Annotated in this window: 9 protein-coding genes; 2 read left to right on the top strand and 7 right to left on the bottom strand. The window is 45.3% G+C overall.

Translation table 11 applies throughout. The features are described 5' to 3' along the window. Positions 1-244: 244 nt before the first annotated feature. From DCCM_RS07915 to DCCM_RS07905, 3 genes are all read right to left on the bottom strand, one after another. Positions 245-2,395 (bottom strand): cache domain-containing protein, encoded by a 2,151-nt coding sequence (locus tag DCCM_RS07915; protein WP_165792065.1) that lies wholly within the window; start codon positions 2,393-2,395, stop codon positions 245-247. 353 nt (positions 2,396-2,748) lie between these two features. Continuing rightward, entirely contained in the window at positions 2,749-3,081 is a 333-nt protein-coding gene (locus tag DCCM_RS07910; protein ID WP_104371875.1) for an arsenate reductase family protein, read from the bottom strand. A gap of 41 nt (positions 3,082-3,122) precedes the next feature. Beyond that, positions 3,123-4,082 (bottom strand): hypothetical protein, encoded by a 960-nt coding sequence (locus DCCM_RS07905; RefSeq protein ID WP_104371874.1) that lies wholly within the window; start codon positions 4,080-4,082, stop codon positions 3,123-3,125. A gap of 533 nt (positions 4,083-4,615) precedes the next feature. On the opposite strand from DCCM_RS07905, the gene DCCM_RS07895 reads away from it, so the two are divergent. Then, complete coding sequence (locus tag DCCM_RS07895) at positions 4,616-6,478, top strand: methyl-accepting chemotaxis protein (RefSeq protein WP_104371872.1); 1,863 nt, start codon at positions 4,616-4,618, stop codon at positions 6,476-6,478. Positions 6,479-6,630: 152 nt separating this feature from the next. Here DCCM_RS07895 and DCCM_RS07890 read toward each other — a convergent pair whose 3' ends face one another. The 3 genes from DCCM_RS07890 to DCCM_RS07880 form a co-directional block, all read right to left on the bottom strand. After that, complete coding sequence (locus DCCM_RS07890; RefSeq protein WP_104371871.1) at positions 6,631-7,293, bottom strand: S-layer homology domain-containing protein; 663 nt, start codon at positions 7,291-7,293, stop codon at positions 6,631-6,633. Positions 7,294-7,682: 389 nt separating this feature from the next. Then, a complete protein-coding gene (locus DCCM_RS07885; protein WP_231702701.1) occupies positions 7,683-9,056 on the bottom strand; it encodes an MFS transporter in 1,374 nt (457 codons plus the stop codon). Beyond that, positions 9,022-9,465 carry an MOSC domain-containing protein gene (locus DCCM_RS07880; RefSeq protein WP_104371884.1) on the bottom strand — a complete coding sequence of 148 codons (444 nt, stop codon included), beginning with the start codon at positions 9,463-9,465 and terminating at the stop codon, positions 9,022-9,024. The genes DCCM_RS07885 and DCCM_RS07880 overlap by 35 nt, the downstream gene beginning before the upstream one ends. Positions 9,466-9,908: 443 nt before the next feature. Here DCCM_RS07880 and DCCM_RS07875 point away from each other — a divergent pair, with 443 nt between their 5' ends. Continuing rightward, on the top strand, positions 9,909-10,997 hold the full coding sequence (locus DCCM_RS07875; protein WP_207655559.1) for an AbrB family transcriptional regulator: 1,089 nt from the start codon (positions 9,909-9,911) through the stop codon (positions 10,995-10,997). 13 nt (positions 10,998-11,010) lie between these two features. On the opposite strand, the gene DCCM_RS07870 is transcribed toward DCCM_RS07875, so the two are convergent. Then, positions 11,011-11,904 (bottom strand): transposase, encoded by an 894-nt coding sequence (locus DCCM_RS07870; protein ID WP_104371870.1) that lies wholly within the window; start codon positions 11,902-11,904, stop codon positions 11,011-11,013. Positions 11,905-11,914 lie beyond the last annotated feature (10 nt).

Raw genomic sequence — 11,914 nt, 5'->3', positions numbered from 1 at the left:
GTGGCAAGGCCTCAAGCGGAGGCGTACTCATAGTACGTCGAGCATTGAGGCCGCAGCCGCAACGCAGCAGATGGACTTTTTCAACGGCCTCCTAGAGGTGTGTCCCCTTTCCTTAATTGCCTGTTTATCCCCGGTCTTCGAGGACGGGGTCTTACAGGCTGTTAGCGAGATAAAACTCTGGATTACCTGTTTCTTGTTTTATGTTTTATCGGGCCTTTTTAGCATTAAAATGGAACAACGGGCATCATTCATCAACCTGTTCATAAATCAAATCAATAAACACCTTTACCAGTTCCGGATCGAACTGTATTCCGGTGAATTTTTTCAATTCCTCGGCTGCAGCCTCACGGGACATGGCTTTACGGTAAACACGGTTGCTGGTCATGGCGTCATAAGCGTCAACAATTGACAATATCCGTGACAATAATGGGATTTCCACTCCTTTTAAACCTTGCGGGTAGCCCTTGCCATTCCACCATTCATGATGGCATAGTATATAATCCGCAATCCTTGATAATTCAGGCGTGGCCTGGGCAATTCGATACCCTATCTCGGAATGCTTTTTCATCTCTTCCCACTCTGTTTCCGACAGTTTTCCCGGCTTGGATAAAATAGTCTCCTTGATAGCTATTTTGCCTATATCATGCAGCATCGCCAGCAATTCCAGCTCATCCAAATGGAGAGACGACAATCCCATGGCCTGTCCCAACTTTATGCCCATTAACTTTAACCGCTCGGCATGCTCCTCGGTTTCCAGGCTTTTTTCAAAAAGTGTGGCTTTTAGTGATGCAATGACGGTATTTCTGAAGCTTTTGCTCTTTAATAATTTATTTCTGTACATCCAGTCCTCGGCTTCTTTTTGAACTTGCCAAATGCTATCATCTTTATTTTCCTTAACGGCATACCCCAGAGAAATACTGACCTGCATGGGGCACTCCCGGGATTCATCACACTTCTTTTTAATCCTTTCACATATTTTCTCCGCCTCTTTAATCCCCGTTTTAGGTAAAAGAATAATAAACTCGTCTCCGCCCCACCTGGCTATAATATCCTCTTTCCTGCAGGATTCCACAAGAATGCCGGCAAGTTTGCGTAAAAGAACGTCACCCGATTCATGACCAAAAATGTCATTAGTCATTTTTAAGCCGTTTACATCGCCAACTATAACGGAAACGGGAAGATTATCAATGGAATCCAGCCTCCCCAGCATCTCTTCAAAATATCGCCGGTTGTGCAGTCCCGTCAGCGAATCCCGGTAGCTCAAACGAATAATTTCATTTTCCTTCTTTTTTTCCTCCGTAACATCCCGGAAAGCCACCACAACGCCAAACAGCTCGCCATTGTCGTCTTTTATGGGAGCGGCGGAGTCGGCTATGGAATATTTTTGTCCCTCCCTGGATATCAATGCCGTGTGATTTGCCAGACCCAGGATAGTTCCCGTATCCAATACCCTGGCGGCCGGGTTCTCGCAGGGTTCATCCGTTTCTTCATTAATAATATTAAATACCCGGCTTAAAGGTTTCCCTTCCGCTTCTTCCGGTTGCCAGCCGGTTAATTCCGCCCCCACCCTGTTAATTAGCATAATCCGGCTATTTTTATCCACGGCGATAACCCCGTCTCCGATAGACTTCAGGGTAACTGACAGAAGCTCCTTCTCCTGCCATAAAGAATGCTCCGCCAGACGTCTGTGCTTTATTTCCGCTAGCAGCATTTGTTTTCCCGCGATTAACTCTCTTATATAAAACGTTAATAGCAGCAATAAAACCGAACCGCAAACTATAAGTCCGGATCTTTGCCATTTCAAAAGACTTTTTAACGCTGCGTACCCGCTGTCAAGATACATGCCTGTTCCGATATAAGCCTGGATGGCCGGCAGGCCCTTCACGTAGGAAAGTTTTTCTTCGAGCCCTTGCTTGCCCGGCGGATAATAATAATATTCCACAAAGGAGCCGTCCGGGTTTTGTTTGGCCGCTTCAACCAGTTCTCTAATAATATATTTGCCCCTGGCATCGCGCAGGTTCCATTGATTGGTCCCCTCTTTTTCCGGCTCAAAGGGCTGAACCAGCATGGTTCCGTCGTAACTGCTCATGAAAATATAATTGCTACCAAATTTATCATTATAAGTCATCCTCCTGACCATAGCACGTATCCGGTTTCCGGCTTCTTCCTTTGTTAATTGTCCTGCTTCAACCATTTCAATAACCGGGGAAATTGCATTATAGGCAATATCCACCAATCGGGTCAATTCGGCTTCTCTTTGTTGCTGCATTATCTGGTAAAACTCGGAGGATATTTTATGCAGAAAGACAATTACAGCCATAATGATAATTAATGTACAGAGCAGTATAATTTTTATTTTATTGCTTTTTAAGCCGGTCTCCGTTATTTTGTCCAATTTCTCCCCATCCTTAATTCTCCGGTCTTTATTTAACTGCCGCTTTATCATAAGGCTGTTTATCATTTAAAAACTTGTAATTGGTATCGCTAAAACAATTCGCAGTATTTACATATTTACTATTCGATTAAATTACCGGATAATTCTGTTATTTCTGGATTAATTATATATTAAAATACATCAGCTACCTACATATTTCAACATATTTCTACATTAAGCACGATTAAATTAATGTTAGAGAACTAAGCCTCAACTGTTTATAAATTTTCAAAATAGAAAAGGCCCAGGGTAACAATGCCTTATAGCGTTCCCTGGGGCCTTTTTAATTTGCGTCTATTGAAAGGTTGCGCTTATCAGCGCCAATCCTGCCAAATCTCAGGGCGGAAACCGACCGTCGCCCTGGCCCCATTCCTCACAATCGGGGTTTTGAACAGTAAAGGGTGTGCCAGCAGCATTTCCTCCCTGTCATGAATTATATATTTCAGATTGCGCCTGGCATATTCTTTCCCCGCCGTATCCATAAGATTCTCCAGGCCCACAGCGGATTTAACCTTGTCCAGTTCGCCTTTGCTCAAGCCCCGCACGGTCAGGTCAACAAATTGATAAGGGATGGCGCGTTCCTTAAAATAGCGTTCAGCTTTCCTGGTATCCTGGCATTTTTTTGTGCCGTATATCTGGATGTTCATTTTGCCACCTCGAAAATCCGGCTTTTTCCAAACAAAGAATGTTAGCTTTCACAGTGCCCGGCGCAGTCGGCGCAACTGGCGCAGCCGGAACAACCGGCCTGAAGGTTTTGGGATTTTACGGCGAAGGCATAATCTTGCAGGTTAAATTCCCTCACCCCATTTTGATGTAACAGCACCTTATTCCCGGCAAACTCAACCTTCAAGGGGATTGGGTCCAAAGCCTCCGGATTAAACAGGTTCTGTTCACAGCCAGGCCTGAACGGATGCTTTTCTCCATTTTTACCGGTCAATTCAATTTCATCACTGGATGTCATCAGGGAAACCAGTGTTCCCTCTTCGGAAAAACAAAGGGAATTAGCATCCCCGTTGAGCCCCAGGGACCGGCAATTATAGGCCTGGATGGCGCCCAGCGGAGTTTGCACTGTAGTGGGCCGGGCCGGTTCCAGGGATTTGAGCCGCCCTCCGGGATAAAAGGAAATTCCCGTGCGCACCTCCAGGGGACCCAGAGGCGAATTTACCGAAATCACTTCCCCGGGCCACAGGGTGATGCTTTTTACAGAACCCCGGGGGTAAAACTGAATACCGATTATCCGGGTTTCAAAAATCCCGCAGGGAAGTTGAAAATCCATTTTACGCGCCAGTTCCCCCTCGTCTTCCTCGGTCCAGTATCCCGACAGCCTGCCGTCCAGGGGGAAAACCCTGTGAAGAGAGCCGTCTTCATAAAATGCCAGATATTCGGCGGGCATCATGCCCAGGGACGTCGGGATATCCGTCTGCGCCTGAAGAGGCAGGTTCTTTAAACATCCGTTGGGATAAAAGGTAATCGGTTTACCGGGCTTTCTCCTGATTCCGTTATCCTGATGCAGGGGCACCAGCGCGCCGAAGGGAGTTAAAAACTCATTGGGCTCCGTCACCACACAGCTTCTCAGGCTGCCCCCGGGATACAGGTCAATATGGGCGGCCCCTTTAATAATTCCGTACCGGCTTACAACTTCACTCATACATTTTTCTCCTTAAAAAGCAGGCAATTACTCCCCACGGAAATTCCGGCATCCCTTCCGGATTAACCGGAAGGGCAGGGTGACCGGTTTATTCCCCGTTTCCCTTATAAGTATATCTAAATGGGCGATCTTTTCAATAATGAACACTCCGGCACCCGCGCAGTATTGATCAATTTCATAATGCTCCGCTCCTCTGCTAATGCCGGCCGCCGTCGATTCCAATCAAACCCGCCTTTTTATCTAGCAAATATCGGATTAATCTCCTGGATATTTTGGGGCGCCGGTTAGAATATGCCGGTGTCCCGTACTGTTTTTGTTCTCGGGTTCCTGATAGCTTTCAATATCACCACGTTCCAGCATTTTGGGGGCAATTTTACTGAAACTTAATAAAGGATTAATGGTATTATGTCGGATTTTGCTGGTTTGCGCTGTATTATGTATATAATACGAATATTCCCACACAATGTTGTCTGTTTATTGAACTTATTTTAATTTCACTTCGGACACAAAAGTTATAATAACGAGGTGTTAAAATGATGTTAAAAAATTATGCTTCAATGAATATGTGGAAACGTATCATTTTATTCTTTATGATACCCTTTGTCATTATTCCTTTTATAGCCGGGTTTTACTTTATGATGAGCGGTCTTACCCGGGAAATGAGGGGCGCGGAAAGGGAATCTGTTCTGTATAAAGACAATGTGGCCCATTCCATACTGTTGACCCTGGGCGATTCCATTACCGGCACTCTTAATACCAACATCGTCTGGTCGGACTTTTATGAAGCGCTGGCCAGAAACGACGTGCCCTGGATTGAAGATAATATAAACACTTTGCCTAAAGTGTCGCCGGGTATCCATTTTTGCATAACCGTTAACAGGGACTACAAACTGGTTACAAGTGTAGGCGGTGTTTCACTGGATGCAGCTGACTTACTAAAAAATAAAGCGACGAAAAATGATTCCTTTAGCGGATTGTATAACACCAACAAGGGCCCGGCAATAATTGCGGCAGGAATACTCAGGGACGACAATGGAGAAGGCCAGGAGAAATCACCGGGATATCTTGTTATAGGGAAAGTCCTCAATAAAGAAGAGCTTGGGAATATTAAAGCCATACTTAACAACGATATCACCATATGGTCTCCCGGCGGCGGGCTATGGGGGACAAGCGCCACCAACCTCGCTGAGAATAGTATTAAACCCATCTGGGAAAATGTTTTACAGAGAAATGAACCGGTCATAACCAATGAAAAGATTGGCGGCAAATTAAAATATTACAGCTTCTCAGCACTTAAAGACATTAACAATAAACCAATCGGCCTTATTTCCCTGGAATCTCCGGCCCTGAATATGACAGAAAAAATTAACGCATACATTACCACCGGCATTATTTTTATAGTTATTGTTTTTAGTCTTACTATTTTTTTACTGAAAAAAAGAATTCAAAAGCCTGTCTTAGAAATAATAAAAAACACCCGGCGTTATGCCACCGGGGACTTCACGGGGAAAATTGATATTAACTCCAGGGACGAGATGGGCACTCTGGCCAGATCAGTAAACGATATGGCTGACAGTCTGAGAATGCTCATTGAGGGCATTGTCAATTCATCCCGCGTATTATCGGGGGAAAGCCAGGGGCTGGCGGCATCAAGTGAAGAAATTAGCGCCAGCATTCAACAGCTGGCCGCGACTGCCGAAGAAATGGCCGGCATTTCGGAATCCACCAGGTTGAAGGTCAATGCCGCGGTGGATAAGGCGGATTATGTTAAAATGGTGGCTTCGGGCGGACAGCAGCAAATGGCTGATACCGTGTCAAAAATGGAAATAATTAAAAAGTCCAGCATGACCATCGCCGGGGCGGTTAATATCCTGGGAGAATATTCCAAGCAGATAGGGCGGATTACCGAAGTCATAACCACGCTGGCGGAGCAAACCAACCTGCTTTCCCTCAATGCGGCCATAGAGGCAGCCCGGGCGGGAGAACACGGAAGAGGATTCGCGGTGGTGGCCGATGAGGTGCACCAGCTTGCCGAGCAGTCAAATAAAGCGGCAAAGGATATAGCGGTTCTGATAAGCAACATATCGCTGGAAATAGACAATGCTGTGAACGCCATGGAGGTTGGAGCCCGGGAAGTTAACGCCGGCGTTGAAATAGCCGAAAAAACCAGGCGGGATGTGGAAACAATTTTTAACAGCATACTGGTGGTGGTGGAAAAAATTGATGAGCTGTCCGCGGGCGCGGAAGAGTCCAGCGAGAGGACAAAACAGCTATCGCTGGCCAACGAACAGATAAAGCAGTCCATGCTTCAGATAGCGGCAATGACCCAAAACATGTCCGATGTTTCCCAAACATTGATAGAATCTGTATCCAAATTTAAAACTGACAGCATTTAATTTCGGATACCAATCCTTATCCCATGTCTTTTTACTGATTCCCGTATAGTGAACCCAGGGTCCGGAAGGGGTTATGCCGCCCCTTCCGAACCCTTAGAGCAAACCTGATCCGAAATTTACCCGACCTCAGGGACTGGGTCTTAACTCTGAAATTACAACTGTGCTGGAACCGCCTTAATATATTCAAGCGCATTGTATATTTGCTCTGCCGCTTCTGCGCGGGAAATATCGGCTTTTGGGTTGAATTTATTGCTTTCATCCAGTTGAGTAACGCCATAGGCAAGGGCGCGTTGAACAGCGCCGCTATAAACAGCCGACATTTGCTCCTGGTCGGCAATATCAACCGGCACAATATTGATCATGGGAAGATTATTTTGTTTTTCCATAGCTTTAATAAGATAATAGGTAAACTCTTCCCGGGTACATTGCTGATCAGGATCAATATTTGACGAAAATTCAATCCCGTTCACTGCAGCTGTAATCAGAGCGTCTGCATACCAGGCATTATTGTCGGCCTTTTGACAACAATCAGTGGCTTTCGGCTCTTTGAAAAATCTTACCGCGTCGAGATTCAGTTCCAAAGCGTTAACAATAAGTTGAATACTTTCAGCTGTTATAATTGCATTATTAGGCGCATAAATGCCATCAGCAACTCCTTTCACATATCCCTTTTGCTGAAGTGCGCATATTTTCTCCTTTTCCTTTATATCCTGCAAATCTGTAAATGGAGTTGGAGCTGCAAGGCAATGCCCTGCAAACGCAAGTGATAACACGGCAACACCACAAAAAGAAGCCATTTTAATTCTTATACTCATTTTATCCTCCTGGTATTTTTGTTTTCTTACCAATAGACGACTATAAACAAAAAAGGTTCCGGGGTCAGGCTTGCATTATTGCATTTCTTTGAAGCTTTAATGCAGATGCCTTGTCTTTCATGAATTGACAGAATATATTTTTTGCCGTATCAATTTTATCTCTCGACACACCCGGTAAAAATTTGCATCAACCAGAAAACTGCTACCTAAAGGTGGTCCTGGCGGCTGCCCTGCATAGCTTGATGTCTCCGTTATCCCGGCCCGCGGGGGATTGATTATACAGGTAAACAACGAGAAAAAAAGAGCCAGGGAACCGGTCCCCTGACTCATACGTCAATAACAAAAATTTGCGCCAATAACCTATCGTTACTATTCAACAACCCTGTTTTCTAACGGCGCGTTTCCATCCAAGAAATTTTCATCATCACAGCTGCGACCAAAAATATAATGAACGAATAACCGGCCATTGATACCTGAAAGCTGAAGTATATGGCTGCCCGGGTCATTATCGGGGGACCGAAAAACATACCGGCGCCCCAAAAAAGATAATATGCTCCAGAAATGGTGCCCTTTAAAGAATCAGGTACGGCTTCATTCAAGAAGGCCATTGAGGCGGGGTGAAAAATGCCCACCCCTAGACTGGCAATAGTTACCACCAACAGGATTATCGGAAAACCGAAAACAGGCATGATAATGAGCCCCACAGCAGCGATGAGCAACCCCAAAATCATAAAGATACTTCGGCCAAATCTGTCCGATAGTGGGCCGGTAATTACTTGCGAAAGACTTATGACCATATAGAACAACGAAAAAAACGCGCCGATGCCAACTGGGCTAAAAGCCTTTTCACTTAACAGAAATGCAGGAATCACCGTTAGAAAGCTACCGTATCCCGCACCATATAAGGCGATTCCCATAAAACAAATCAGTATCGGCCGCTGTTTTAGCAGTTCCAGTATTTTGCGAAGATCCAACGAGCCCGGAATTATCCCTTTCTGCCTGACAGGGTTCTCTACCAGGAGACAGATAATAATCATCCCCGCCAAACAGCCAAGCGAATAAACCAGAAACAGCTCATTGCTGTTTAATACTCTCGCCAATACCACACCTAGAAAAGGCCCCAGGGTAAGGCCAAAATGAAAGGCTGCGTTATATATCCCCATGGCTTTCCCTTTAGCCAAGGGAAACCTTAGTGATAGCAGCGCCGGGGCCAGCGCCCAAACCGGAGCCTCACCAACGCCTTGCAAAAGTCTGGCAAGAAAAATCATGTTGGAATTTGCTGCAAAATAATACACCAGCCCGGTAAGAAAACACAGCGAATACCCAGCAATAAGAAGCGGCTTAAAACCAATCTTATCCGACAGGCCGCCGATGGGAACCTGCAGCAATAAATACGAGAAGGCAAAGGCAGACGCTATATACCCAACTGATCGTCCGTTTCCATCCAAATCAACAATTCGTTGAGGCAGCAGAGCGACTATCATCCCTACGCCGATCATCATTAATATTACCGCCAAAATTAATCCCCAGAGAGTTCTGTCCCTAAGCATGCCGGTTTGTTTATGACTATATGGCGCTTTCCGATTGGTTTCCCTTTCTAATAACTCCGCAACCCGGCTTTCTAAATCATTGTTTTTCACAATAAAATTCATGATACACCGCGCCAGGGTAATGAACTCTTTGTGCTCTAGCAAATCATTAGCACAACCTATTGTTATTTTACCAAGTTTAAATACACTGATCAGAATTATGCAATACTGCAAGCCTGACCCCGTCTCCGACCTTAACCTGGCCACCCTTAACGACCCTGCCAAAACGTCCTTCCCGGCTAACGATATAGGGTCGCCCGTGTTCCTTGAATTCTTCCTTGCCAATATGTAATATCTTCACAACTGCCTGACCAATTTCAACAAGTTTCCCAACGGTAAGTTCGGATAATTCGACACCGGATATGGTGAAGTTTTCGGTATAACCACCATTTAATACTTCGTCTCTTTTCAGCGGGGGCACTTTTTCCAGCGCCTCCACCGGAAATATACTAACCTGCCTGTCCCAATCACCACCATGGGCATCGCCGGCAAGACCCCAGCCTTCAATCAGATCTACTTTTTCAATACTGTTTTTTTCAATCCCTTTTACGGAACTGATATTTATTGAAAGAACCCGGCCCACATTTACCTTCCCCTCTCCCGAAAGTTTGGAATAACTAATTAAAAGCAGCAGTAGCATTCACCGCTTGGTTTTTTATTTCAACATCTTATTATATCCGCGTACAATTGAAAACAGGCGAAGGATAAAATAATGACAGATATCAATGCGCGGGGTGATATCGCTTTGAAAAATTATACAGTTGCAGCTTTAATCAAATAATTTTTACTCTAAAAAATGTGCTTTTTTTGCAAAATAATAAAAGCACACTTCTCTACATCCAAAAAAGGTGGTATTTTTATGAACATCAAGTGGTTCGGGACAAGCATCGTTTCTTATCACTTCGCAAGCCGGCACCCGCATTTTAATCGACCCGTGCCATCGGTTTCCGGGGCGCCGGATGCCGATTATAAGGGTGCGGTAACCTTTCAATACGCAAAAAAACAATAAAATGTATGGAGATGGCAATGAAAACACAGCACCTTTTCTCCCATAAAGGAGTCTCCCGGCTGGTTATTACGATGCTTACAGCTCTAATCGGCGGCTCTTCATTTAAGCTTATGCATGTGCCCATTCCCTGGCTTCTGGGGCCGATGACAGCCGTTCTGATCGGTTCCAGCCTGTGGAAAGGACGTTACGGATGGCCTGGACAGGTCAGAAATGCCGGGATGATTATCGTCGGTTACACCATCGGCCTGTCCATGACGGCCGCTGCGCTTCAAGAGATGTCGCATCAACTGACGTCCATGTTGCTCATGACACTGATTCTGCTGCTCATGTGCGCAAGCATGGCTTATGTGGTATCCAAGTTGGCGCGAAGCGATTATCTTACCGCGCTTCTGGGATGCATACCAGGGGGGCTCACCCAGGTCATCTCCCTGGCGGAAGAAACCGAGGGTGTCAACATCACGGTCGTGACAGTCATGCAGGTTGTTCGGCTGATGGCAATCATTATATGTGTTCCGATACTCATATTCAGCCCGGTGCTCGGAAACCACCGGACAGACGCCTTAGCGGCCCAGGCGGCATCATCCATCCATGCGGAGGGTGCAATATTATTTCCTGACATACTGCCCTTTGCGGCTGTTTCCGTGGTATGCGCCCTGGCCGGCGACAGGATCAGATTCCCAACCGCTTATCTGCTGGGACCAGCAATCGGCACAGCTATTCTTCAAATGTTCGGACTGCATGGGCCACAGCTTCCTTCCCTGGTGATTAATGCCGCGCAGTTTATGATAGGCGCCTTTGTGGGATTGCTGCTTAAACCGGGTGAATTAACACAAAAGCTTCGAACGGTTACGCTGGCGCTCTTGAACAGCATTATGCTTGTTGCCGGCGCACTGGGGCTTAGCCTGCTCCTGAGAGAGTTCCATTCCGTATCAATGTCCACGGCCCTGTTGAGCATTGCCCCTGGCGGTATGGATCAGATGGGTATTATCGCTCATGAGATCAACGCGGATTTATCTATTGTGGCGGGGTATCAATTGTTCCGAACCTTCTTTATTTTCTTCGCAGTCCCATCATTATTCAGGTTAATTATAAACAGAAAAAATTAGGGTCAGGCTTGCATTATTGCATTTCCTCTATGGCTTTAATTAAAGAGCGGCTTTCATCCTTTTCCCAGGCAGCATAATAACCCCTGCTAACCTGATATGGTGTAAGGTTAAGTTTTTCCATCAGGGTCGCCCTCCGGGCTATATCATGTTTTATCGTCAAATGGACAATTATATTCCTTGCTGTCACAATCTTGCGATTTCTACTTTTGAGGCTATGCAGCCATTCATCGGTTATCCCCAAAATTTCTACAACTACTCTTATAAGGTCATCGAGGCTAATCTGCAAATCTCTGCTTTCGCTTTCCCTGTTTTGGTGCGCAGACTCTTTTTCCGGATATTTGCCTAATCTATTTTCTTCAATATCTAAGGGATTCTGATCCTCCATAAATTGACGGTACCTATTTATGGCTATATCAATTTTATCACATAACACACCCAGGTAAAAACTTACATCGACCAGGGAACTGGTGCCTGTCAGGTAGTCCTGGTGGCTGCTCCACTGATAGTTTAATGTCTCCGTTATTCCGGCCCGTATAGGATTACCGTGGATATATTTCAATAAGATAAGCAAATAACTATCTTTATCACAAAGAACCGCTTTATATCTCTGTTGAAAGACATGCCCGACCCTTTGATGGTTGCTGTTATACCATTGAGTATAAGATTGCTGGATACCCTGCATTATCTTTGATAACGGCTCTTTTCCAACTTCTAAAAGAATATGGACATGGTTATCCATAATTACGTAACCATAAAGTTTGAAAGAAAATCGTTCTTTGTATTTTCTCACCAGGCCTAAATAATAGTTTTTCTCCATGGCGGAGGCTAAAATGGGGTCTTTATTGTTACCCCGGGCAATTACATGATACACCGCGCCGGGGTAATGAACTCTTTGTTCTCTAGCCACCCATCAACAC

The sequence above is a fragment of the Desulfocucumis palustris genome (assembly GCF_002933875.1).
In the GTDB taxonomy this organism is placed as follows: Bacteria; Bacillota; Desulfotomaculia; order Desulfotomaculales; family Desulfocucumaceae; genus Desulfocucumis; species Desulfocucumis palustris.
Note: the sequence above shows the minus strand (reverse complement) of the source record. Positions and strands in the feature narration are given on the sequence as shown.